The organism is Paenibacillus sp. JCM 18996 (assembly GCF_055392555.1).
This window is the reverse complement of record NZ_AP043884.1, coordinates 669,924-695,246: the sequence shown is the minus strand read 5'-3', so window position 1 is coordinate 695,246 and position 25,323 is coordinate 669,924. Positions and strand designations below refer to the sequence as shown.

The window sequence follows — 25,323 nt, the reverse complement described above, 5'->3', positions numbered from 1 at the left end:
TTTTATGAAAATAGTATCCAAGACCAAACACTACTAAATATAAAAAAATCTGCCATTGATGAGACATTGTTGTACATCCCCTATCTTAAGTTCAAAATAATTGAGGAAAGAGCGCAAACTGCGCTCTTTCTCTAGGAATACAATACTTTTATCCCTCATAAATCCTGGATTCCCGGTAACTCATAACGAGGAGGGAGGCTCGACACCCAGGCTGATGTAAATCTCCTTTTGCTTCTCCAGAAGCTCGCCAACACGCAGTTTTTGACCAGGCGCTTCAAAGCATTCGATGACATCGAGCTTGTCCAACATACTTTGCATCGTATACGTTTTAAACAAATCGGTATCCTGCATTTGCTTTTTGATGTATGAAAGATAAATAAGTGCCACAAACTCAACAAACAGCTTGCCCTCCAGACTTTGTTCAGAAGAAACCAGCGTACGGCGCATATTGAGTCGTTCCTTTAAATTGCCAAAGGCTTTCTCCACCACGTCCTTGTTACGGTATAACTCCAGCGCAGTAACGGCATCCATCGTCTCATTGGTCATCAGGGCAAAGTAACCGTAGTAACGCTTGGCCTTGGCAACAGCTTCTTCCTTCACCGTAACTCGCGATCCTCGTTTCGGCGTGGTCTTCACCTCAAAGTATTTTTTCTACAGCGACTCATGCTCCGGAACGCGGCGGCCGGACTCCAACTCCTTGCGCATGCCGATCAACTTGCGGTCGAACGATTTTTCATCCTCGGCGGCTTTGTCAATGTTGTAGTAGTAGTGAATGTAGATCCGTCTGGGTTCATCAAGCGTATCGCCTTTATAGGGACGGTGCTCGGTGTAACTCCACTGCGCCTGCACGGTATGGCAGTAGAGTTCATATTTCTCGTTGTAATGCTCAAACGTGCGAAAGCGATCATAGATGCGATCCAATTCGTTACGAATCAGCGACAAAGACATCTTGGCCGAAATCAGAAATTTCAAGTGCGCTATGAACAGCGCATTGATGTTGCCTTCACTGTAGAATCCGCGATCCATCACGAGCTTTACCTTGGAGAAGCCGAGTACAGCGAATTCCAACAGCAAGTTTGTGATCGTCTTGGCATCCGGGATGTTTCCTGCCAGCTTGCGGTAATAAAACGGAAGATGAGAGATCTCGCCAAACACCAGCGCCAGATTCAGTTGCGCCAGCGGATCCCCCTCTTTATTCCGGCCGTATTGGACTTGACGCAAGCCTTCGGAGTAACTGGAAATGGATGTAATGTCATAGGCCCAGAACTCCTTGTCCATACGTCGTTTCCCTTGGAGGCGGAAGAACCGGCTTTTCGCCTCTTCCGTAATGGAAGCAAAGATTTCGCTGCTGCGCTGGGAGGAAATGTTTTGGCCGTAAGGATTTTCAAAGCGATAGAGCGGATTTTTTATCCTCGAGAATGAGATAGTACACGATCGATAACATCTGCTGCTCCATACCCGGGAAGCATTGTTTCAAATCTTCGGCAATGCCGAGTTTCTCGCCAATTGCATCGAAGAGATAGGTGGCGCCATAGAACCGTCTTGCCCTTTGCGTGGAGGGTACCGGTCCTCTTTTTACAGCGGCAGGCGCTTCTTGCTTTTTTCGCCCTCTGCCGTCGGTCGGGATGATCACCCCCGTCTCATTGTCCACTCGGCCAATGAGTGCACGTTTTGCACGGGATTGTTTCTTTTCTTTGTCCCAATACGAAACGGATTCATAGGCATAAGTAATACCGGAACGCTTGTCTTTTTGATAGACAATGGTTGCCATTCGCTCTCACCTCGTTATGTATATCATAACACCATAACGATGATAAAGTGAAGCAAAAACCGGCATGAAACCCAGCATTTACAGGGGTTTCATGCCGGTTCTACATAGCGCCTCGTTATGTTTCAGCGGGAATCCAGGATAAGAAGGTACAACTCTGAGCGTCCAGTTCCATCGAAATTGTAATACTACACCGCCGCCTTCATTATTTATGATTCCATAACCAATTTACAATGTTACTTGAGAACCAAACTTTCAATCCCCAGTATTTCCATGCATAAGCAAAATCCGGATTATGACCAGTATAAGAAGTGGATACTTCGTTAAGAAAATTTAGGGTAATAATATACTTAACGAGAAAAAGGTGTCCTTTTATGGGAGAACAACAAGGTCACTGCTAATTTAGCATCCGTCACTTTGGTTAGCATAATCGTTTTTATTCTTTTAAAGCAATACCTATCTGGCATAAATAGATACCAAGTAATAAAAATCCAATGGCAATGAGAAATAGTAATGTTTTTGTCATCCACCACGGCATAATTTTGAATAATAGCCCTATAATCACGCTCAATATGATTTCAATTAAAGTGATACCTAATGTGGGAGAATAATCAAGAATACTCTTTTTTTTATGATATTCTTTTGTAATACGAAAACTAAATATGGTCAATGCGAAAGCAAAGAACCATGAAATAATGGGTATAATCCAAAACCAAATCAACGATTTCACCTCGTTTTTCAGATGAATATTTTATTTAGTAACCTTCTGATTTTATTAATAACCGGCACCATTAGATGCCGGTTTATAATTTAAAACATTAATTATGCATTAAGTGAGTCTTTATACTCTTGAGTCCACCACCCCCAAAGTGGAATGGTTTGATCAAAAATAACATTATATGGCCAACTCAAATCAACACCTTCACCAATAACTCCTAAACTTTTTTTGGAAAGATAACTCCAAATTTGCCCGTAAACCTTAGCATAAAGGTTACCTAATTTTGCTGCAAGTTGCGTTGCTATTGCTTTAGCTAAAAAAGATCGAACGAGGAAGCCAACCCCAAAACCAACTCCAATCCCAATCAAATTCACACCTAGCCCACCAAGGGTAACTTTAAGATAACCTCTTGCATAATTCCAACCGGATCTAAAAGCGAACTTACTACCAAACCCTAAATTTAAGCTAAAATAAAGATGCCCACTTGGATCTATTTTTAGTATAAGAATATGGGTTTAATGATTGAACATCATCTTCAATACCATGGAACGTATCTCTTGTGATAAATCGCCCCACCCCCGAATCATAATATCGTGCCATGAGATAATATAAACCTGTTACTTCATCATAACGATAACCTGCATAACGATACGGGTTGGAGGAAGCCATCGGTCCGGTTTGGGAAAGAATATTTCCCCACGCATCGTACTGATACTGAGCCACCGTATTACCGGTTGCATCCGTTAATGACGTTACATCGCCGTGACCATTAAGATGATAGTAATACGTTACACCTGACTTTGTCATTGTGACAGGATTACCCTGAGCATCCCAAGTGTAGTCGGCAACAATATTATTGTTCGCATCCGTCTCGTAGATGACCTTGTTCCCGTTGTAGTGGAAATTTAAAGTACCACTGGAAGTAGTCATACTCGTCCGTTTGCCTTCATGGTCATAGGAGAATGTCGCCAAGCTTGTTCCGGCAGAATTCTTCACTTCAATCAGGCGATTTTCTATATCGTAAATGAAAGTCCTTGCCCCGTTGCCTGTTAAGTTGCCGTTAGCATCGTACGTATAGGCTTGGCCGTTTACAGCAGTGAGCTGGTTCGCAGCATCGTACGTATAAGTGGTTGTTGTCGTTATCCCGCCTTGAGTGACCGTTTTCGTTGTCCTTTCCCACTGCATCATAAGCGTAAGCAACGGTGCTTCCGTCCAGTAACGTTTCCTGTGTCAATTGATTCAAGGCATCATATTGATAGGAAATAGTTCCCGCGCCCGTCACCACACTCGTACGATTGCCATCGGCATCATAAGAGTAGGTGAACGAATCCAGCAATGCACCTGCAGCATTATAATTCTTCACGGATTGTAAACGGTTTGCCGCATCGTACTCATACGAGGTATACGTACCGTTCGCCCGCGTGATGGAGATAACGTTCCCTCTCTCATCATAGACGAACTTCGCTTGGTTTGCGCTATTTCGAGATAGAGAAACCACTTGATCCATCGAGTTGTAACCATACCCTGTAGTAACTGTTGCTGCTCCAGCAGTAACAGTTAGCGATGAAGGATTAGCATTGGCATCGTAAGCAGTATCGACTTTGTTCGATGCCCCTTCTGCCTGCTGGGTGAGACGGTTATTTTTATCAAAGGTGAAGGTCGTCGCTTTTCCCGCAGAATCTGTGACCGAAGTGATGTTGCCATTGGCATCGTATGCGATGCTCCATTGCTTGACGCCGTTGTATAATATTCCATCCATACGATTGAGGGCATTGAAGGTATAGGATACCTTGTCCCCTTTCGGGAAGGTGAGGCTTGTCGCATTCCCATTCTTATCGTATCCCAATTGAATCACTTGGTTCAACGGGTTGGTAATGCTAGAAATTTTGTTAATCTCGTTATACCCATACGTTGTTACATTATTCTTTGCATCGGTGACGGTCGTCCGATTACCGACAGCGTCATAGCCATAGGACGTTGCTGCTAATTTGGCATCCTGTATTGGTCGTATCCGTCGTTTTGACATAACCGCTTAAAATGTATTTATTTCCGGCCACATGAGGAATCTGTTGATCACAAACCGCGATGGCCCAACCTGTAGGGTTCGAAATACTGATCGCTTTTGAACCAAATTTAGCTGTCGAAGACCAGGCATACGTTGCAGTTTTACCGGTTTCCACGATTTGGGACCAGTTATCCGGCCAGTTTTTGGCTGTTGAATCCTTCTCAAATCCTGAATTTAAAATGAGATTATCCGCTGCGGACATCGGATGAGTGGTATACAATAAATTTCCTGTGGGTCCATAAGCACTTGCCGAGGTTTGAACGTTAGGATCTGTAGATTGCGTTTGATTATTTTTCGCGTCATAATCAAACGAGCTGATACTGCTGTTAAAGTCCTGTGTTTTCGTTAGATTATTTTTGTTATCGTACGTGTTGTAGGAAGTTTGGCTTCCGGGAAGCTGCTTCGCGGTGATATTCCCGTTCGCATCATACGTATACACGTACTTGTCTGTACCGCCCACCTTGTTTGTGTTCGGATCCTGTACTTGCGTCAAGTTATTGTTGTTATCATATGCAAATGTGGTGATGGCCTTGTTAGCCGCATCGAGCGGATTTTCCGTTACCTGGACTACATTGCCATTTGGGCTATAAGTATAGTCCACGCGTTTGCCTTCTCCGTCCGTGACCGCCGTAACCATATTGACGGTGTCGTAAGAATAGCTGGTCGTGCTCGTTTGAACGATGCCATTGATCGTAATCGGTTGACCGATGCTGGTTACCCGATTGGATGCATCATATCCGATAGTTGCCGTAATATTACGGGAATTGGTTGTGCCGGTCAGCTTGTGGTTGGCATCGTAAGCAAGCGTTGTAATCATACCGGCCGCATCCGTTACTTGCGTCAAATTCCCGGCCGCATCATACGCGTAACTTATCGTGCGGTTGGCCGGATCAGTGATAGCAGAAACATACCCGTTCGTTCCATAGGCAACGGTGGTGGTACGAAGCGAAGCGTCCTTGATGGTGGTCAACTTGCCGGAAGCATCATACGTTAAGGTTGTTATGTTTCCATTCGTATCTACAATGGAACTGATTTTACCGCTCGTATTGAAATTGACCTTTGAGCCATCCGTTTGCGTGATGGTGTAGGTGGCGTCCGCATTTTTAACCAGCGTGAAATAATCTCCACCTGCAGCGACATACCCTCCTCCAACGTTTTGGCCAAAGATGTGGCGGGTATTGTCCTCATCAATGAACGTGATCGGTCCGCTTCCCGCATCAACGAGCCGCGCTTCCACATTGCTGATCCATCCATAACCGAACATACCGGGTACTGAAGATTTGCGGCTATTGTACGTGCGGGTCATGCTTACCGGTACGCCACGTCCCGGAATGGACAGATCGTTTTTCTGTATAACCAGATTCCCGTTCGATGGATTGACGCCGTCCTTGGTGAGGCTCCAGTAACTTTCCAACCCGATTCCGTCCACCGTATAGTTGATGGTTAACCGTGGCGTGTTAGTTCCGCTGTTTACAGTAGCAAATGCGTGGTAGGGCGACGTGGTTTCATTTTGCTGTTTCAGCATAAATCCGTAGTTCGGCTGCACAGCGTTATACCAGTCCCTGGCAAGCTGCGTGATATCCCACTGCCAGTAGGTATTTGGGGTATTGTTCGTTAATGTAAACTCCGGAGTTGCTCCAATTGTTGGCTGGGTATTCCATGTCACGGAAGAGGGCCAACTGCTCGTCGCCCGATACAGATCGATCGAAACACTCGTAGTATCCGGCTCGGTTTCATAAGCGTTAAAGTTGGCGCTTGAAATTTTGCTGTCACTTGGCAGGCTCGGCAAATAGAATTGCACAAGCGAGCGGGTTGTTCCGAAATAACTGTTATTTCCCGTACCCATGTAGTTGTTGTTGTTAAATATATCGGTTGGAAAGGCGCTCGAAACAAAGTTGTCCCGTTGAACGTCCCAAGTATCAATCGAAGGATCAATCGTCACCGGGTATTTCGTACCCGCGTCTTGGAGAAAAGCCTGATCCGCTACAACATCTACAAACGTTTTCCCGGATTCTTCACGAAGAGCCAAGGTTACCTTGTTCGAATATTTTCCGTTCGCATCGGTCATATACGGTTTTTCAAAGTACCATGCCTTTTTGCCGTCTGTATCTTGAAAGGTAATGGTGCCGTCTTTTTCTACGTTCGCTTTGACCCCATTTAATTTAAGTTCATAGGAAAAGGAGTTTTTAGTATAGCGTTGAAGAATCAAGTCTTCCTTCAAGGTATCGCCATTTATACGATAGCGGGCATCGGTATCAGCAATATGCCGGGGTAGGTGACTTCGTTTCCTTTTACCGCACCTTTGACCTTGTTAGCTTGCACAGGGATAAGCGCAATGCTCTTACCTTCGTTTTCCACCGTGGCAAGATCACCGTTTCCTGCTTGATCGGCTAGCATTGCGGATAAACTATTGGCTGTATTTTCAAAGTTTCCTGATTTTTTGGTGCTTGCCTTAAGGTTATTGTCTATCTTCTTCCATTTTTTATCCGAAGCATCTTGATAGAACTGAGGTTGGTTAAAGATTTCTTCCGTAAAGCTTCCGTCTGGATTGAGATAGCGTGTGGAATATTTCGTGCGCTTGGTGGTTAACTCAAGTTTCGTTTTGGGAAGCTTATTCGGTAATTCACCGATATCCGAATTAAGAGTGTTTTTCTGTGGAGTTCGCTGGGATTCTCCAGGAGCTGCAGTTGCTGTGGTTACAGCAATAAGATTGAAAACCAATGTGGAGGAGATCAGCAGCGATAAATAACGACGGATATGGCGATAAAGTCTGGACAATGTAGTACCTCTTTCCATCTTATAATATGTATCATCCAGATGACGATTTAAATATACTTAGATTATATGAAATGGTATATATCAAAGTTTATGGAATCAAATACTTTATTTCCCATGAAAGTAACTATTTAACTGGTCGTTATTCAGGCTTTCATTCATGCGTGTTGGCCGCGACGGTCGAGCACTCTCGATCTGTCGCATAATTGAGGTAAAAAGTTTGTTTCTGGAAATGAAAAGAACCATCTGATGAGCTCAAGAAGGAGATAGTTAGCAAGAAAGAACCAAATCACGCTTAGGATGAATAAAAACAGAAACCTATTTCAAAGGACAGGGACCTGTCTTGTTCATTCGTTTACCTTTTAACCAAAGGTAAGTGAGGAATAACGTGCCGTTCCATTCTGACGAGGTGGAAACTAGACGTTTTCTGTTTTTATGGAGGGGGATGAGAGTGGGACTTGGCTGGGCCGATCCGGCCGAAAGATGTAGAGCGTCATTTTAAAGAATTGATCATAAAACGACGCGGTCTTGATGTTGAAAAAGTGATCTACAAGGCTGGCTGCTCCCTGCTTTGCGGGGAAATGGAGAGGGTATGTGCTGCCCCGCGGCATGCTGGATTACTTTGATTAACGGGAAATATCCTGATAATTGTCCTGTTTAGTTGCTTTCCTAACCATATCATGGAAAACCTGCCGTTAATTCAACCCATTCCGGTCAAATATTAAAATAATCGCTGATTTTGATGGAACTTTTTCAATTAAATGCATTTCTAACCCTATCGAACTCAAATTAGATTGAGGATTTCCATTTAATTTTTCCTCCCGGCGAGTTGCGACACTGCACAGCGGATGCTCAAAACCCACACTAATGATACTTTATTCCACAGCCTCCGAAATTCAAAATTCTCTATACAAGAGCAAAGCAGCCCAGCAAGGATCATCTCCTTCTCGGCTGCTTTTTCAATCTTTAATCAAATATTAAAGAAATGGACGATCCTAAAGCAAGTTTCTGCCTGCTTTAGGAACATCCCCTTTTTACATCGAAGATTTTACTTTTGGCCTACTTGCTTGCCGTAGTCGCGGACGATATCGAAGTTCTTGTCGTCGGATTTCACGTAACCTTCATGCGAGTAAACATCTCTTACGATTTTCTTGCCTTCTTCGGATTTACCGATTTCGATAAAGGCGTTCTGGATCTTCGTCATCCACTCTTTGTCCATGTCGGAACGAACGCTGATCGTATCGTTAGGAATCGGCTGGGTCAGATAAAGGACTTTGGTTTTGTCGAACACGTCCGGCTTATCCTTCTTCACAGTGTTACGGGCGTCTTCGAAAACCGCGGCCGCGTCAACATCTCCGTTCAATACCGCAAGCACGCCTTTATCATGCCCTTTGACCGTAATTCCTTGAACGTCCTTCTCCGGGTCGACGCCTGCTTTCTTCAGCTCTGCCGCCGGCCATACATAACCTGCGGAAGATGTCACGTCCTGCCAAGCCACCTTCTTGCCTTTGAGATCCTTCAAATCTTTAATATTGGAATCCGCTTTAACGATGAACATCGACTTGTACGAATCCACCAGCTCTGTTGTAGGCTGTCCGCCAGGCTGTTTCACACCAAAACGCTGAGCTTGAAGCAGTACCTCGGCAGCTTTCTTCTCTTTCGCCAAAACGTAGGCGGTTGGCGGCAGGAAGCCGACATCAACCTGCTTGGAAGCCATAGCTTCAATAATCGTATTGTAGTTTGTGGATACGGTCACTTTCACCGGAATGCCCAGCTTATCCGACAGCAGCTTTTCCAGCGGCTTTGCTTTGGCTTCCAAAGTTTCCGCAGATTGCGAAGGAACGAACTGTACCTTCAATTCTTTCGGAACATAACCGGAAGCCGCCGGCTTGGTATCTGTGCCCGATTTGGCCGGTTCTTGCGGAGCCGCCTTGGAGCCGCAGCCCGCCATGATGCCCATGGATAAAACCACGGCGAGTGAAATGGAAGTAAACTTTTTTAACACAATCAGTCCCCCTATATTTATGAAAGAATAAACTTAATATATCACGTATATGTAAAATTATACTAGTGAATTAATTGTAAACCGATAGCGAATTTTGGTAGAATAAGTCTGTAATTTTTTAACGTTAAAGAACGGAGAATGCTAATGGAAACAGGCAGCGGTCAAGTGGTCATCACGATTTTGGAAACGAGCGACGTGCACGGGAGCGCGTATCCGATCCGGTACGCAGACAACTCTCATGCCAACGTCGGTCTGTCCAAATTGTCCACATTAATCAAACAGGAAATGAAGCGCAATCCCAACACGCTTTATATCGACAATGGAGATCTGGTTCAGGGCACCCCTCTCACTTATTATCATGCAAGAATAGACAGCGAGCCGGTTCATCCGATGATCCTGGGACTTAATGAGCTGCAGTGCGCTTGTGCGGTGATCGGCAACCACGAGTTTAACTACGGACTGGAGCTGCTGCTCAAGGCGGTTGACGAATCGCATTTTCCGTGGCTTGCGGCCAACATTGCGGATAAACGGACAGGGGAGCCTTTCTTCGGGAAGCCTTATCTTATCAAACGAATGGCTGGCGACATCAAAGTAGGCGTTCTGGGCCTGACCACACATTATGTGCCTAATTGGGAAAATCCCGATCATATCGCTCCCCTGCATTTTGAGGATGTGGTGGAAAGTGCCCGGAAATGGGTTAAGCTGCTGAAGGATGAAGAGCAGGTCGATCTGCTAATTGTAAGCTATCACGGAGGATTCGAACGGGACCTTGCCACCGGTGAGCCGACGGAAGTGCTGACAGGTGAGAATCAGGGATACCGGTTGTGCCTTGAAGTGGAGGGAATCGATATCCTGCTGACGGGGCATCAGCATCGTACGATTTCCGGCACGCAAATCAACGGAGTCACTGTTGTCCAACCGGGCAGCCTGGGCACCCATCTGGGCAAAGTTCAAGCGGTGATGGAAAAAGCAGACGGAAAATGGAGCTGCGTGGGCAAAAGTTCGGAGCTGCTCTCCGTAGAGGACATCGCCCCGGACCGCGATCTTATGTCCATGCTACAGCCCTACGAGGACGCCACGCAAAAATGGCTCGACCAGCCGATGGGTACATCGACCGGGGATATGACGGTGACTGACCCGCTTGCGGTAAGGACAAAGGACGGCGCGTTGATCGAGTTCATCAATACCGTGCAGATGGACGCTTCCGGTGCCGATATTTCCAACACAGCCCTGTTCGACAATCACTCCCCGGGATTCCCGCCCAATATAACGATGCGCCACGTCGTCTCCAATTACATTTATCCCAATACGCTCAAAGTCATCCGGGTGTCGGGAATGGATATAAAAAATGCTTTGGAGAAGTCCGCATCGTATTTCGGCGGGTATAATAACGGTACTGTGGAGATAAACCCGGAGTTCCTGACTCCGAAGCCCCAGCACTATAACTATGATATGTGGGAAGGGATAGAATACACGATTGACATTTCCAGGCCGATCGGGGACCGTGTCACCCAACTGCTCTATAAAGGTAAGCCTCTGCATCCCGATGAACAATACGACGTGGTCATGAACAACTACCGCAGCGGCGGGGGAGGGAATTATACGATGTTCCAGAACAAACCCGTCATAAAGGACATTCCCATAGATATGTCGGAGCTGATTGCGAATTACATTCTTCAGCGCGGGACAATCGACGCGAAGGTGGACGGCAACTGGAGAGTAGTATATGGCGAGCAGGAGATCAACGGATAATTTCCGCCGCAAGATCAGCAAAAAGGAAGGCCGCCTGCCTTCCTTTTGCTTAATGTTTATGGTCGCTCATCCTAGAATGGCTCTGGTAGAGGCTTTGTTACTTAATGAAGAGTATGATGATGTTCTTCGGAAATGACGCTTAACGCTTCCCCTGCTTCATCCTCGAGGCTGCTTCTCACCGCCAGATCGCCGATAGCGACCACGCCCACCAGATTCCCGTTCTCGACAACCGGCAGGCGCCGGATTTGGTGCTGCGCCATCAGCCGCGCGGCTTCATCAGTTGAAGTGCCGGGCGAGGCGGAGACGATATTGTCGCTCATTACGTCCTTTACCGACGACGAACCGGAGTGCTTCTCCGCATAGCCGCGGATGACAAGGTCACGGTCAGTGACCACGCCGATCAGTTTGGAGCTGTTCTCTTCCACCACGGGCACGAAGCCGATGTCGTTCTTGGCCATTTTTACCGCGATTTCATAAATATTGTCCTTCACTGTAACGGTTACGCAGTCCTTGGTCATGATGTCTCTTAATGTTTTCAAGAAAAATCCCTCCGCATCGGTTATTAGCTTGCTTTGCGTATGGGTTAGGTTCTCCAGGAAGCTGAAAAAAATTCGTTCCGGAGGCAAGGACCGCATTTAAACCGCTGCTTCGCCCAAATAATCCAGAGCCATATCGAACAAAAGCTTGGCCGCGCCTTTCATCGATTGTTCGTCAATATCGAATTTCGGATGGTGGTGGGAGTATTGGGTTGCCTCATCCTCGTTCCGCGCTCCGACAAACATAAAGCATCCAGGGACTTCTTTTAAATAGTAGGCAAAATCCTCGGCAGCCATCACCGGCTGTGCTTGCAGAAGATTCGCTTCCCCGAACAGCCGGCCGGCAACTCTGCGGCAGCGTTCCGCCTCACCGGCGTGATTGATAAGCGGAGGATAGCCCATTTTATAATCTATACTGTACTCTGCTCCGTACATCGAGCATATCCCCGAAAGAGTTTCTTCTATCTGCTCTTTTATCACATGGCGCAGCCCGTCGTTGTAAGTTCTCACCGTGCCTTTAAGCGTGCATGTTTCCGCAATGACATTAAAGCTGTTCCCTGCTTGGAAGGTCCCGACGGATACGACGCAAGGCTCGATCGGATTGACTCTGCGTGAGACAATCGTCTGCAGATTCGTGACAAATTGAGAGCCGACCAGGATCGTATCGATTGTTTCGTGAGGAAGCCCTGCATGGCCCCCCTTTCCTTTGATATTGATAACGAATTCGTCTGCGGAAGCCATCATCGGCCCGGCCGGACTGAACACTGTTCCCGCTTGGAAAGGTGTCCATAGATGGACCCCGTACACGGCTTCGACCCCATCCAGCGCGCCGTCTTCAATCATCGATTTGGCCCCGCCGGGAGTCACCTCTTCTGCAGGCTGGAACAGAAAGACAACCGTCCCCTTCCATTCATTCCTCGCCTCGCTTAATATTTTCGCTGCCGTCAAAAGGGCGGATGTATGGGCGTCGTGGCCGCACGCATGCATAACACCCGGCACCTCAGAGGCGTAATCACAGTGCTTTTCATCCTGTATAGGAAGCGCATCAAGATCGGCCCTTAAAGCGACGGTCTTGCCGGGTTCCGAGCCGTGAAGCCTGCCCACGACCCCATGCCCTCCAACGCCGGTTCGGACCTCAAGCCCCCACGCCTGCAAGCGCTCCGCGACAAACGCCGACGTCCGGCTTTCGTGGAAAGAAAGCTCCGGATTCCGATGGAGAGCTCTGCGCCACTCTACGGTTTGCGGGAACATCGAATCTACTTCCCTATGGTATCTGCTCAAGCACTTTCCCTCCTCTTTATACAAGTTTCCCGAATGTAAAATCTATTATATTATAACAAAATATGTATCGGGATTGCATCCAGGCCAAAGCTTTCGCTGGACACAAGAAGTTCATATTTTCCGTCAACTCCCATACTGGCAGTGTCTTGCGAATCAGTCCAAAACATACTATCATGAGTAAAGGAACTTCACGCATCCGGTGGAAAATTAACCTAACCTATCAGGAGGAAAAGATTGTGATTATTGAAAATAGCGGTTTGACAGGAATGAAAAGCGATCTTGCCTATATGGACGAAGTAATGGGCAGCCTGGGCTTTGTGCGTTGGCAGTGGGAATATTATCGCGCTACATACGATTTGAAACTGGTCGAACAAGCGAGCAAGGAGGAATACTACCTGCGTATAAATACACGCGCGGAGTCCGGCAAGCTGGAATCTCCTGATGCCCTCCTTAATATTGAAGACGTATACATGGGAGTGACTTCCTTCCCGCACGGGCTCGACTACGATTCTCCGATTCCGCAGAATGTCATGTCGAAGGCGCAGCAAACCTTGTCCGAGTTGAAAAAGAAGCTTTCCCAATAAGGCGGCTGCATGAAAGCTGCTCCAAGAGGAACGCCTGACTTCGCCCTCCTGTTTGTCACAATCGTACTGGCCATCTTCGGTTTTGCCATGGTATTCAGCGCCAGTTCCGTGTTGTTCCCCAAACAAGGGCCTTGGTTTCTGTCCCAGAGGAACGCTGTCTATATTATTGTTGGACTGATCATCATGTTAACCTTAATGAATATGCAATTCGCCAAAATCAAAAAGCTGGTCAAACCGTTTTTTCTGTTTGTCACTTTTTTGCTTTTAATGCTCCCTTTCTTCGGTACCTATTACAACGGAGCCAAATCCTGGTTTGTGCTGGGCCCCTTCAACCTTCAGCCGGCGGAGCTCGCAAAGCTGGCTGTTATTCTTTATTTGGCCGCGCTAATCTCCAAAAAGGGTGACAAGTTCAAAGAGTTCAAAAAAGGCCTGCTTCCCGTGCTGTGCATCCTTTTATTCGTAGCCGCGCTGATTATGATTCAGCCCGACTTCGGATCGGCCTGTATTCTGGTAGGAGGCGGTCTTGTAGTTATCGTGTCTGGCGGAGCGAACCTCAGGCATCTATTTCTGGGAGGAATGGGGCTGGCCACGCTCGGCTCCTTTTTTCTCACGGGCCACCGGAAGGATCGGATTACCGCTTATCTAAACCCATGGGCCGACCCTCAAGGGACGGGCTATCAATTGATCCAGGCGCTGTATGCGTTCGGACACGGCGGCCTGACAGGGGCAGGGTTCGGAAAGGGCATCCAGAAGCTGCATTATCTGCCCTTTCCCTATAACGATTTTATCTTTGCGATTATTGGGGAGGAATTTGGCTTTATCGGCAGCTCCGGGCTGCTGCTCGCCTATCTGATCCTGTTCTGGCGCGGTATTATCGTCTCCTTGAGGTGCCGCGATACTTTCGGTATGATGACGGGCGTGGGCATTGTCGGAATGTTCGCGATCCAGGTGTTCATTAATATCGGAGGGGTCACCGGGGCGATTCCTATGACTGGGGTGACTCTGCCGTTTATCAGTTACGGCGGTACTTCAATGGTCGTTTCCTTTATGTGCGTCGGCATCCTGCTCAGCATTTCCAGGGAACAAAGCCGGCTCGACCAGCTGGAAAACCGGCAATCGCCAAAAGAACAAGAAAGGAACTATCCTGCTTAGGAAAGTTCCTTTCTTTGTGCCCGCGCTATTTCACCCGGAGCGCGTCGTCCACACGGGCCTCTTCTTCCGGAAAGGCCACACCTTCCACCTTGACATTCACTTCCACCACGCGCAGACCGGTCATATTTTCAACCGCTTCCCTTACGTTCTGTTGCAGCTCGCTGCAAACCTGATGAACTTTGCTGCCGTAGGTGACCACTACTCTAAGGTCGATCGCCGCCTCAAGCTGTCCCACTTCCACAGATACTCCCTTTTGAACATTCTTGCCGCTCAACTTCTTGGCCAAGCCTTCGGATACTCCTCCGGACATGGCTGCGATGCCGGATGTCTCCAATGCGGCTAAGCCGGCAATGGTTGCAACAACATCATCGGAAATACGGATCAGGCCGGTTTGCAACGAGTCGGACATGGGATCAGCTCCTTTGGGTGAATATACTCTTATTGTAATAATTGGCAGGCATGAACGCAATACCGGCTGCTTGAAGTTGATTTTGGCCAAGATTAATTCAAGTTGTTTCCGGTTAACTAAACAAGAACGGCATAATTATTTACATAGAAGAAAAAGATGAGGTATAGTAAAGAAAGTTTTCTTGCTTTCTCGAGGAAATCTTATCCAGGCACTACTAAGCTCAGGAGGAACTTGCCGTGAAAAAACATGCTTTCAATATCGGACTTATCGCCACTTTCGTGCTCAGCGCATTGGCCCACTACACACATATGCCCACGGCGGTGCAATTTTCGATTTGCTGTATATCCGTTGTGTTTGTAGCCGCTTTTCTGGGAAAAGCGACGGAGAGCGTAGCCCATTACGCCGGCGAACGCATGGGCGGTTTTCTCAGCGCAACCTTCGGTAACGCAGCGGAGCTCATTATCGCTATTTTCCTCATCAAGGACGGATTGTTCAGTATCGTAAAAGCCAGCATCACAGGCTCCATCATCGGAAACCTGCTGCTCGTGCTCGGGCTTAGCGTGTTTCTGGGCGGCCTCAAATACAAAGAGCAAAATTTCAACGTGAAACTGGCCGTCCATAACGCTTCATTAATGCTGCTGGCCGTCATTTCCCTGTTCATACCGGCGACCTTTGTCGGGAGCTTGACGACTAGAGAGACGAAGCTGATGAGTGTGACGGTCGCAGGGATCCTGATTGCCGCCTACTTATTGTGGCTGGTTTTCTCCATGATCACTCACAAAAAGGAGCTGGGCGAAGAACAGAACGAATCCGAGATACCCGGTATCGTGCTGGAAGATGAGGTGCACGAACCGCAGTGGTCCAAATTCGTCTCGGTTTTATACCTGGTTCTCTCTACAGTGATGGTCGCTTTTCTAAGTGAGTGGCTCGTCGGCACGGTGGAAGATTTCGCTAACAGCTTCGGGCTGTCGGAGCTTTTCGTGGGGGGCTTCCTGATCGCCATCATCGGCAACGCCGCGGAACACAGCGCAGCCGTCCTGCTCGCTTTGAAGAACCGGATGGGCGCAGCGGTAGAAATTGCCATCGGCAGCTCTTTGCAAATTGCGCTTTTTGTAGCTCCCGTGTTGGTGATCATAAGCTTCTTTTTCGGCCATACGATGGATATCGTATTCACCAACTATGAGATTGCGGCAATCGCCGTCTCGGTGTTCATAGCCACGGCAATTTCCAGGGACGGCTCGACCAATTGGTTTGAGGGTGTTTTGCTTTTGACGGTTTACTCGATCTTGGGGCTTGTATTCTTCCTGGTGTAAATATTATAACATTTAATCGACAAAAAAAAGCAGCCCGAAGGCTACTCCTTTCCCATCGCTTCATAAAGCTGCGCCAGGTTTCTTTCCAAGCCGCTTAGAAGCTCTTTGCCTGCCATTTCTGAAATAAGCCCTGCCCTGACCGCAAAATCGACTTCTCTGGACAACCCGTACATTTGTGTATCCAGCACTTCCTCGTACAGCGGACACTGGCGGGTGGTCAAATTCTCCATTTGCACTTCGATTAACTTGGCTATTTTATCAGCATCTTCCTGAAGAAGAGTAATGGCTTTAAGATTTAAGTTAATAATTAACTCCGATGAAGACATGTTGCTACCCCCCTCCTGTACTGGTGGCGTCCTTTCATTCCATAAGCTTAGTTTAGTCGAAAATTAACAAATTCACAAGAGAGACTACCCCCGAATCGGGTGAAAAATAAGAAAACCTCTATCGAGGCCATTCTAGGATGAGCGACCGCGATTTAAAGGTAGGTTTTCTTGGTAAACAAAGTTTCATTTCACTTTAATCCTTTAGCGAACTTAAACTTTCTTTAACGTTAAAAAAGCATCTTCCGCGGGGGAAAATGCTTTTTGCGTTATTTTAGCTCAGTCGATGATATTGTTGATTTTCAGGTTGTGCTTCTCGAACACCTCGGCCATAGCCGCTTTCGCTTCTTCCGCATCAGGACCATGCACGTGAAGGTCGTACTGGCTGGAGCTGACCAAAGTAGTGAACAAGCCGAGAATGCTCTTCACATCGATGTATTTGTTCTCATATTGCAATACGATGGAAGACCGGAAACGATTCGCGGTTTGTGAGATTTCTACGATAGCTGCGTTGTTAGAGTTTGTCATAAGTAATCCCTCCGTTATGGTTCCTGCTGAACCTTATTGGTAATATTATGATACATGGTCTGGCCGTCATTTTGCAACTACTATTTCTCACTTCAAATTCTCCGGATTCAACCCCGCCAGCTCGTCCAGCACGAAGCGGCCGTCCTTGCGGACCAGCACATCGTCAAAATAAATCTCTCCCCCGCCGTATTCCGGTCTCTGGATAAGCACCAAATCCCAGTGCACGTTGGAACGGTTTCCGTTATCCGCTTCCTTGTAGGCTTGGCCGGGGGTAAAATGCAGACTGCCGTCGATCTTCTCGTCAAACAGCGTATCTTTCATCGGATGCAGGATATATGGATTGAAGCCCAAACTGAACTCCCCGATGTATCTTGCTCCTTCATCCGAATCCAGCACATCGTTGATTTTATCCGTATGGTTCGAAGCGGCTTTCACGATTTTACCGTTCTCGAATTCGAACACGATATTCTCAAAGACCGTTCCTTTGTACACGGATGTAGTATTGTAAGAGAGGGTCCCGTTGACGGAATCCCGCACAGGAGCCGTATACAGCTCTCCGTCCGGAATGTTCCTGTGGCCCTCGCATTTCACCGACCCGATTCCTTTGATGGAAAAAGTAAGATCGGTTCCAGGCGAAACGATTCGCACTTTGTCCGTCCGATCCATTAAAGTCTTGAGCGGATCCATCGCTTTGGACATTTTGCTGTAGTCGAGATTGCATACGTTAAAATAAAAATCCTCGAACTCTTCCGTGCTAGTATTGGCCAGCTGAGCCATGGACGCGTTGGGATAACGCAGCACGACCCATCGGGTGTGCTTGACCCTTTGCTCCAGATGTACAGGCTTGCTGTAATACAGTTCATAGAGCTTCATCTTGTCATCCGGCACAGCCGAAAGCTCATTTACATTCTCTCCCGCCCGCAGCCCGATATAGCAATCCATTTCCTTCATCAGGCCCAGGTCGATCTCGGCCCACTGCTCGATCTGGTCCTTGGTCGCCCCGCCAATCACCCGTGCCAGCACCGAATGGTCCACAAACTGCACATAAGGGAACCCCCCGGCGGCGGCCACCTCCTCCACCAGACACTTGACGATCTCCCTTTCGGAACCGTACATTTCCACAAGCACCTTCTCGCCCGGCTTAACCCCGAGAGAATAGTTCACAATATTTTTGGCGAGCTGCTTTAAACGTGGGTCTCTCATACCCCAACCTCCATTAGTAAATTGATGGCTCACAGAATGAAAGCCTTTCCAAACTGATACCATTATGTACCGATGATGTTCTTTCACGCTTATTGTATCATTAATCCCGAAAAATACGAAAACCTCCACCAGACGCATTCCAGACGCACTTGCAGGCATTTTCCCCTTTAGAAAAAAATGCCTGCTTGTTAGCTTGACATTAACCTTGTTTATCTTATAAAATAAGAAGTCGAGTACAAGCAATTTTATTTCGTGTGATTCTATGAACACCCTCACTGATTTTGTTGCTGGCAAGACAGCGGCTGAAAAGCTTGTCAGGTACGACGGTTCCACCGTTGTCATAAACAAAGTCGGGCATATAACCACACAACCTATTCGATTGAAAACAACAAATACAACATTACATTGCAAAAGGAGTAACTCATACATGTCACGTTACACTGGTCCTAAATTTAAACTAAGCCGTCGTCTTGGAATTTCACTAAGCGGCACAGGCAAAGAATTGAAGCGTCCTTTCCCTCCGGGCCAACACGGTCAGGGACAGCGCAAGAAAATGAGCAACTACGGCATCCAGCTTCAAGAGAAGCAAAAGCTTCGCCACATGTACGGTTTGAACGAGAAGCAGTTCCGCAACCTGTACACCAAAGCATCCCATATGCAAGGTATTTCCGGTGAGAACTTCATGGTGCTGCTGGAAAGCCGTCTGGACAACCTGGTGTACCGTCTTGGATTGTCCAACTCCCGTTCGGGCGCTCGTCAATTGGTATCTCACGGACACGTTACCGTCAACGGCAAGAAAGTGGACATCGCTTCCTACATCGTGAACACAGGCGACGTAATCGGCCTACGCGAAAGAAGCAGAAACCTTTCCGTGGTCAAAGAAGCTATAGCTAACCGCAACTACCTTCCTGCATACCTTGAGTTCAACGAAAACGCCGTCGAAGGCAGATACGTGCGCCTTCCGGAGCGCGCTGAGCTTCCAGCTGAAATTGACGAAAAGCAAATCGTCGAGTTCTACAGCCGTTAATCTTTCAACTAAGAGAGCGACCCTTGCGGGCCGCTCTTTTTTAACGTTAAAGAAAGTTTAAGTTTGTTAAAGGATTAAAGCGAAATGGTGTTACCAAGAAAACCTGCCTTTAAAACGCGGTCGCTCCTCCTTGAATAGCCTCCATAGAGGTTTTCTTATTGTGATAGAAAGTACTAATCGGGAGATTTAAGGTCCCCTTTTGTAAGACCAAATTACACACTTGATATTTACGAACACTTGTTCTATAATTATAGTGGTGCTTAGAGGGAGTTTCCCATGGAGCTGACGATAAAGAATATTGCAGAAAATGAGTTGGAGGACTTTCTTGCAATTCTCAGGGAAGCCGCATTATGGCTAAAAAACGCAGGCAAGGAAATGTGGAATGACCGTGAATTCTCCCCTGCAAATCTGCTGAAGTATAATACAATCGAGGAATTGTTTATCGCTTATATAGACAAAGAGGCGGCGGCAGTGATGATCCTTCAGGAAGAAGACAGGACATTTTGGCCTGATTCCGGAAATGATTCTCTTTTTCTGCACAAATTGGCCGTACGCAGGAAATATGCAAGCAAAGGGTTATCTAAAGACATGGTTCATTGGGCAAAGGAACGAGCAAAGAGTCTAAAAAAGACATATTTGAGGCTCGATTGTGCTGCCGATAGACCCAAATTGTGCAGCTTTTATGAAATGCAAGGGTTTAGAAAAGTAAGTGAAAGAGTCATGTTTGGCATTTTTCCAACAGCATTTTATGAGGCGGAAATTGAATAAGCGATTCTGGATGGAACTAACTGGAAAACGAGATTTTAATTGATCGCTTTTCCATGGGGCGCATTTCTTTGTATCGAAAACTTAACGTTAAAAACAGCCACTCCGCTTTGCGAAATGGCTGTTAACAGCTCCCACTGGGCTCCCGTCGATTTATACCAGCTTAACCTTTGCAAACTTGCGTTTACCTACCTGCACGATATCTCCTGTCGCAATGGAGATGACAGCATTAATGTCGTCCAGCTTCTGTTCATTGATCTTCACCGCGCCGCCCTGGATGCTTCTTCTCGCTTCTCCGTTCGACGCCTGCAGGCCAAGATCCACCAGCAGCTTAATCAGGCGGATTCCGCCTTCCTCCAGCTCTGAGCTGCTGAGCTCCACCTCTTCAATATCGTCAGGCAGCGCTCTTTGCTGAAACACCGTAATAAAATGCTGCTCCGCCTCGCCCGCCGCTTCTTCCCCGTGGTACATGCGCACGAACGTTTTGGCCAGACGCATTTTTGCGTCTCTCGGATGGACGCTGCCGTCCGACAGACCGGCTTTCAATGCCTCGAATTCGTCCAGCGTCAAGTCCGTCGCAAGCTCATAGTATTTCAGCATCAGCTCATCCGGAACCGACATCGACTTGCCATAGATTTCATTCGGCTCTTCATCGATCCCAATGTAGTTGCCCAAGCTCTTGCTCATCTTGTTGACGCCGTCCAACCCTTCGATCAGCGGTGTCATAATCGCCACCTGCGCCGGCACGTCGTATTCCTTTTGCAGTGTCCGCCCCATCAGCAGGTTAAACTTCTGGTCCGTTCCGCCCAATTCCACGTCGCTTTTCAAAGCGACCGAGTCCATTCCCTGCATCAGCGGATAGAAAAATTCATGAATGTGAATTGGCTGGCCGGTGCTGAACCGTTTGGAAAAATCGTCCCTTTCCAGCATTCTGGCCACAGTCACCTTGGCGGAAAGACCGACGACGTCCGCGAAATTCATTTTGCCCAGCCACTCGGAGTTGAAATGTACCTGAGTTTTCTCAGGATCGAGAATTTTAAAAATCTGCTTCCGGTACGTTTCCGCATTGCGCTTCACGTCTTCTTCCGTCAGCTGTTTCCGGGTCTCGGATTTGCCTGTGGGATCGCCGACACGTCCTGTAAAATCGCCTATAATAAGCTGCACCTGATGTCCGAGCTGTTGGAATTGTCTCAGCTTCTGCATGACTACGGTGTGGCCCACATGAATATCCGGAGCCGATGGATCCAGCCCCAGCTTCACTTTGAGCGGAGTGCCCGTCGCTACCGAATCGATCACCTTTTGCCTCAGCTCATCCTCCGGTACGATTTCCACTACTCCCCGGCGGATCCAATTCAGCTGGCGGTCCACCTCCTGCTGCTGCGCGATCGATAACTCTTCCCATTTTGCCATAAATGATGTCCTCCTCTATTCTCGTTACAGGTCGATCCATTCTCTCATCCTAAGTAAACAAACCCTTTGCAGCACAAAAAGCCCTCTTATCCGTAAGGGACGAGAAGGCTTCGGCTCGCGGTACCACCCTAATTAAAGCAGTGCGCGCTGAACGCGGCCGCTGCTCTCACTTTACAAATGAATAACGGGATTTACCCGGAAAAAGCTACTAATAAAGCCGGCAAAGGCTTTAGGTTCTCTTCTTCTGCTCCGGAGCGTACTTCGAAATGCCTGCCGCTGTCGATTCACACCAACCACCGACTCTCTTGAAGCTCATGCGGGCACTCTACTCGGAATTGCGGGGCAACTCCTCCATCAACGCGATCAAGTATCAATTTTCTCTTTTTATATCATATCAACCGGGAAAATGTCAAATAACTAACACGGGCATCTTCCAAAAATCGCCTGATTGCCTTCAAATTCTCATTTTTGTGCTATAATAAATCTGTTGTAAGGGGGGTCTCGGTTAACAGATGGCACACACGTCCAAATCAGCTTGGAAGAAAGCCGGATTCATTGCTTTGCTCTGTACCAAATGGTTCGTCATAGCCGGTGTGGCGGCCGGTTTTTTGGCGTTTGGAACCGGAGTCGGATATGTGGCGGCACTGGTCAAAGACGACGAAGTGCGCAGCGCGAGCTTCATTACCAAGCAGATGCGCGCCAATGCCATGACAAGCTTTGCTTACTTTAACGACGACGCGGAGATCGGGCAGCTTCGTTCCGAAGAGGACCGCAGGATGGCGGAGCTCAAAGACATTCCGAAAATAATGACGGATGCTGTCGTCGCTATTGAGGATAATCAATTTTATAACCACTATGGTGTAGATTTAAACGGACTGGTGAGAGCGGTCAAACAGAAAATGCTTCACGAGGATGTCCAGACCGGGGGAAGCACAATTACCCAGCAGCTTGCAAGAAGAGTGTTTCTATCCCTGGACAAAGAAGACAGCCGCAAGGCGAAAGAGCTGTTTCTCTCCCTTCGGCTCGAAAGAATCCTTTCCAAGGACGAAATCCTGCTCGCGTACTTAAACAAGATCCCTTACGGAAACGGTTCCAGCGGTTATAACCTGTTCGGGATCAAAGCGGCGGCCAAGGGTATTTTCAATATCGACAACCTCTACGATTTGAACATTGCCCAGGCGGCGTACTTAGCCGGCTTGCCCCAGCTTCCCAGCGCTTACTCGGCTTTTACGAGCAGAGGCAGCTTCGATGAAGCGGGATTTAACAAAGCGGCGGCCAGACAACAGCTTGTCCTGAAACGGATGCTGGAGGAAGGCAAAATCACGGAGCAGCAGCACCAGGAAGCGTTGAAATTCGACCTCAAGGGCTCGCTCGCCCAACCTCAAAAGAAGGCATATGCGACCTACCCTTTCCTCATGCTTGAGGTGGAAAGGGTAGCGGCTGCCGAATTGGTCAAACAGCTTCATCCGGAGATCAATCCGCAGACACAGGCTGCAGTCTACAATGACGCGATAAAAGCTGCGCGGGCCCAGCTGCTTAGAGGCGGTTACCGGATTTACACAACCATCGACAAAACCATTTACGATAAAATGCAGGAAATTGCCAGGAACGATAACAATTTTACCAAAACCGATCCCAAAGACCCGAAGAAGATCGAGCAAATCGGTTCCATTATGATCCAGAACAGGACGGGCGCGATCCTTGGCATGATAGAAGGAAGGGACTTTAACGCGGAACAGTCGAATCATGCCACCCAGACTCTGAGGCAGCCCGGCTCCACGATGAAGCCTTTGGCGGCTTATCTTCCAGCTTTGGAAACAGGCGCCATTCAGCCGGCCAGCGTCATTGACGACGTGCCAGTCGTATTGAAGGACGGGACGAAGAACAGCGGCGGTATTCATATTCCGCGGAACTGGGACACCGATTACCATGGATTGGTAAGCGCGAGAACAGCTTTGAAATGGTCTTATAACATTCCGGCGATCAAGCTGTTCCTGGACACTGTCGGCATCGACAATGCCTGGGGATTTGTCAAAAAGCTCGGCATCACCACGATTGCCAAGGAAGATTACTCCTCTCAGACCGGTGTCATCGGAGGTCTCAAATATGGCGTTTCCGTCGAAGAATTAACAAACGCTTATTCCGCCATAGGCAACAAGGGAATGTTTAATGATGCCTATTTAATACGTAAAATCGTCGATTCCGAAGGGAAAATTCTGTTCGATCACAAAAATTCGCCGACACCGGTCTTCTCCGCGGAGACGGCTTACCTGATGACGGATATGATGAACAGCGTGATAGAATCCGGCACGGCGAGCGATCTGAAAAGTAAATTCTTGCATTACGGCAAGGTACCTTTCGTGGGCAAGACAGGCTCCACACAGGACGACGCCGACGCCTGGTTTATGGGTTATACACCCGATATTACGGTCGGCGTATGGGCCGGTTATGACCAGCCGATCAACAAATTGAGCAAAGCAACGGGCGGCACGAACCGGGCCAAGGACATCTGGGCCAAGGTAATGGATCAGACTATCGACAGCAAGCCCGAGCTTTTCCCTGCTCAGCAGTTCGTCAAGCCTGACAAGATTGTGCAAATGACTGTGTCCAGTTTATCCGGCATGCTGCCAAACGAGCTTACTGCGCAGTCCGGCAAACTGGTCACGGATTTGTTTAACGCGGATTTCGCGCCGAAGGAGGCGGACAACGTGATGGTCCGGATGAAGGTCATTTCCTACCAAGGCCGGAATTACATTCCAAGGCCCGGAACGCCGCCTGAATTCTTAATGGAAAAGATCGTGGTGAAGAGGGAAAAATCGATCAACCAGGTGATAGGCGAGGTCAGCAGCGCCCTTCTGAAGCTTCCTGAAGACAAGAGACAGCCGATCGTCAATTATTACCCTCTGGACTATCAGCTTGACGCTCCGTCGGAGACCGACCCCAGGATAGACGACGGCAAGGAACCGGAGGCCGCTTCAATGGTCGCGTTAAGTCAAGGAAACGGCTCGAATGTGCTCACTTTCCAGGGCAGTTCTTCATCGGACGTTGTCGGCCATCGGGTTTACCGCTCCATCAACAAAGGTCCGTTTGAGGTCGTTCGTTCGATCCCGGCAGGTGCACAGACCCGTATGGAAGAGCAGGCGGCGCCTGGCGCTCTGTATGGTTATTTTGTGACGGCAGTAGATGTCGCCGGCAAAGAGTCCATCAGAAGCAAGGAAGTGTACTCCGACGGAAGCCGGCCTCCCGCCGAGCCTGGGCCCAAGGACAACGGCTCGGTCGGAACAGGTGACCATAAAGGACCACCGTCCATCGATCCGGTTCCGATCCCCGCTCAGCGCAATCCGGGGAGTGTCGACAAGGTACCGGCTGCTCCCGCAGGCTTAACGGTGAAGCAGAAGGATGCCGGAATTATTCTCAGTTGGAAAGCCAATACGGCAGCGGATAAAGTAAAGATGTACTATATTTACTTCAGCGATAATCCGAACGGGCCATACTCTTTATTGGCTTCAACTCCTGATACGGAGTTATATCATTTGGCTATGATCAAAAACGGATATTATCAGGTTTCAGCCGTCAATGAAGCCGGAGAGTCCAAGAAGACCGCTTCCTTCCGATACACCTCCAGGCGATAAGCCATAACATATAAGGCCGAACGATCAGGCAGCTTCACGCAGCCTGATCGTTCGGCCTTTCTTTATCTAACACCTCC

The 25,323-nt window shown here is 48.0% G+C and carries 20 protein-coding genes, 1 pseudogene and 1 other annotated feature; of the genes and pseudogenes, 7 read left to right on the top strand and 14 right to left on the bottom strand.

The window, feature by feature from the left end; all coding sequences use genetic code 11:
• Window positions 1–180 precede the first annotated feature (180 nt).
• The 7 genes and pseudogenes from ACZ5N7_RS03350 to ACZ5N7_RS03320 form a co-directional block, all read right to left on the bottom strand.
• A pseudogene (locus tag ACZ5N7_RS03350) lies at window positions 181–1,771 on the bottom strand (IS1634 family transposase).
• A gap of 819 nt (window positions 1,772–2,590) precedes the next feature.
• Window positions 2,591–2,860 carry a hypothetical protein gene (locus ACZ5N7_RS03345; RefSeq protein ID WP_464657396.1) on the bottom strand — a complete coding sequence of 90 codons (270 nt, stop codon included), beginning with the start codon at window positions 2,858–2,860 and terminating at the stop codon, window positions 2,591–2,593.
• A gap of 91 nt (window positions 2,861–2,951) precedes the next feature.
• Window positions 2,952–3,629 (bottom strand): RHS repeat-associated core domain-containing protein, encoded by a 678-nt coding sequence (locus tag ACZ5N7_RS03340; RefSeq protein ID WP_464659120.1) that lies wholly within the window; start codon window positions 3,627–3,629, stop codon window positions 2,952–2,954.
• Window positions 3,547–4,512 (bottom strand): hypothetical protein, encoded by a 966-nt coding sequence (locus ACZ5N7_RS03335; protein ID WP_464657394.1) that lies wholly within the window; start codon window positions 4,510–4,512, stop codon window positions 3,547–3,549. Before ACZ5N7_RS03335 ends, ACZ5N7_RS03340 begins: the two co-directional genes overlap by 83 nt.
• Window positions 4,448–6,772, bottom strand: coding sequence for a DNRLRE domain-containing protein (locus tag ACZ5N7_RS03330; RefSeq protein WP_464657392.1), 2,325 nt, complete (start codon window positions 6,770–6,772; stop codon window positions 4,448–4,450). The genes ACZ5N7_RS03335 and ACZ5N7_RS03330 overlap by 65 nt, the downstream gene beginning before the upstream one ends.
• An 11-nt stretch (window positions 6,773–6,783) precedes the next feature.
• On the bottom strand, window positions 6,784–7,329 hold the full coding sequence (locus tag ACZ5N7_RS03325) for a hypothetical protein (protein ID WP_464657391.1): 546 nt from the start codon (window positions 7,327–7,329) through the stop codon (window positions 6,784–6,786).
• Window positions 7,330–8,374: 1,045 nt separating this feature from the next.
• Window positions 8,375–9,331 carry a phosphate/phosphite/phosphonate ABC transporter substrate-binding protein gene (locus tag ACZ5N7_RS03320; RefSeq protein ID WP_464657390.1) on the bottom strand — a complete coding sequence of 319 codons (957 nt, stop codon included), beginning with the start codon at window positions 9,329–9,331 and terminating at the stop codon, window positions 8,375–8,377.
• A gap of 144 nt (window positions 9,332–9,475) precedes the next feature.
• Between ACZ5N7_RS03320 and ACZ5N7_RS03315 the strand changes: the two genes are divergently transcribed.
• Complete coding sequence (locus tag ACZ5N7_RS03315) at window positions 9,476–11,083, top strand: bifunctional metallophosphatase/5'-nucleotidase (protein WP_464657388.1); 1,608 nt, start codon at window positions 9,476–9,478, stop codon at window positions 11,081–11,083.
• Between the two features lie 101 nt (window positions 11,084–11,184).
• Here ACZ5N7_RS03315 and ACZ5N7_RS03310 read toward each other — a convergent pair whose 3' ends face one another.
• Entirely contained in the window at window positions 11,185–11,622 is a 438-nt protein-coding gene (locus tag ACZ5N7_RS03310) for a CBS domain-containing protein (protein WP_464657386.1), read from the bottom strand.
• Window positions 11,623–11,718: 96 nt separating this feature from the next.
• The gene (locus ACZ5N7_RS03305) at window positions 11,719–12,900 is read right to left on the bottom strand and encodes a M20 family metallopeptidase (protein WP_464657384.1); all 1,182 of its coding nucleotides are present in this window, start codon (window positions 12,898–12,900) and stop codon (window positions 11,719–11,721) included.
• 236 nt (window positions 12,901–13,136) lie between these two features.
• On the opposite strand from ACZ5N7_RS03305, the gene ACZ5N7_RS03300 reads away from it, so the two are divergent.
• Complete coding sequence (locus ACZ5N7_RS03300; RefSeq protein ID WP_464657382.1) at window positions 13,137–13,484, top strand: YugN family protein; 348 nt, start codon at window positions 13,137–13,139, stop codon at window positions 13,482–13,484.
• 9 nt (window positions 13,485–13,493) lie between these two features.
• Window positions 13,494–14,636 (top strand): putative lipid II flippase FtsW, encoded by a 1,143-nt coding sequence (gene ftsW / locus ACZ5N7_RS03295; RefSeq protein WP_464657380.1) that lies wholly within the window; start codon window positions 13,494–13,496, stop codon window positions 14,634–14,636.
• Window positions 14,637–14,661: 25 nt separating this feature from the next.
• Here ftsW and ACZ5N7_RS03290 read toward each other — a convergent pair whose 3' ends face one another.
• Window positions 14,662–15,045 carry an Asp23/Gls24 family envelope stress response protein gene (locus ACZ5N7_RS03290; RefSeq protein WP_464657378.1) on the bottom strand — a complete coding sequence of 128 codons (384 nt, stop codon included), beginning with the start codon at window positions 15,043–15,045 and terminating at the stop codon, window positions 14,662–14,664.
• Between the two features lie 236 nt (window positions 15,046–15,281).
• On the opposite strand from ACZ5N7_RS03290, the gene cax reads away from it, so the two are divergent.
• Window positions 15,282–16,358, top strand: coding sequence for a calcium/proton exchanger (gene cax / locus ACZ5N7_RS03285; RefSeq protein ID WP_464657377.1), 1,077 nt, complete (start codon window positions 15,282–15,284; stop codon window positions 16,356–16,358).
• Window positions 16,359–16,399: 41 nt separating this feature from the next.
• Here cax and ACZ5N7_RS03280 read toward each other — a convergent pair whose 3' ends face one another.
• From ACZ5N7_RS03280 to ACZ5N7_RS03270, 3 genes are all read right to left on the bottom strand, one after another.
• Window positions 16,400–16,684 (bottom strand): Fpa/YlaN family protein, encoded by a 285-nt coding sequence (locus ACZ5N7_RS03280; protein ID WP_464657376.1) that lies wholly within the window; start codon window positions 16,682–16,684, stop codon window positions 16,400–16,402.
• A 276-nt stretch (window positions 16,685–16,960) separates the two neighbouring features.
• On the bottom strand, window positions 16,961–17,209 hold the full coding sequence (locus tag ACZ5N7_RS03275; RefSeq protein ID WP_464657374.1) for an HPr family phosphocarrier protein: 249 nt from the start codon (window positions 17,207–17,209) through the stop codon (window positions 16,961–16,963).
• An 87-nt stretch (window positions 17,210–17,296) separates the two neighbouring features.
• Window positions 17,297–18,412 (bottom strand): aminopeptidase, encoded by a 1,116-nt coding sequence (locus ACZ5N7_RS03270; protein WP_464657372.1) that lies wholly within the window; start codon window positions 18,410–18,412, stop codon window positions 17,297–17,299.
• A 427-nt stretch (window positions 18,413–18,839) separates the two neighbouring features.
• On the opposite strand from ACZ5N7_RS03270, the gene rpsD reads away from it, so the two are divergent.
• Window positions 18,840–19,439: a 30S ribosomal protein S4 gene (gene rpsD / locus ACZ5N7_RS03265; RefSeq protein WP_464657370.1), complete on the top strand. Its 600-nt coding sequence runs from the start codon at window positions 18,840–18,842 to the stop codon at window positions 19,437–19,439.
• Window positions 19,440–19,715: 276 nt separating this feature from the next.
• The gene (locus ACZ5N7_RS03260) at window positions 19,716–20,207 is read left to right on the top strand and encodes a GNAT family N-acetyltransferase (protein WP_464657368.1); all 492 of its coding nucleotides are present in this window, start codon (window positions 19,716–19,718) and stop codon (window positions 20,205–20,207) included.
• 150 nt (window positions 20,208–20,357) lie between these two features.
• On the opposite strand, the gene tyrS is transcribed toward ACZ5N7_RS03260, so the two are convergent.
• Window positions 20,358–21,614, bottom strand: coding sequence for a tyrosine--tRNA ligase (tyrS, locus tag ACZ5N7_RS03255; RefSeq protein WP_464657366.1), 1,257 nt, complete (start codon window positions 21,612–21,614; stop codon window positions 20,358–20,360).
• Between the two features lie 92 nt (window positions 21,615–21,706).
• Window positions 21,707–21,981: a binding site (T-box leader), on the bottom strand.
• Between the two features lie 145 nt (window positions 21,982–22,126).
• Between tyrS and ACZ5N7_RS03250 the strand changes: the two genes are divergently transcribed.
• Window positions 22,127–25,246 carry a transglycosylase domain-containing protein gene (locus tag ACZ5N7_RS03250; protein WP_464657364.1) on the top strand — a complete coding sequence of 1,040 codons (3,120 nt, stop codon included), beginning with the start codon at window positions 22,127–22,129 and terminating at the stop codon, window positions 25,244–25,246.
• The last annotated feature ends 77 nt before the right edge of the window (window positions 25,247–25,323 follow it).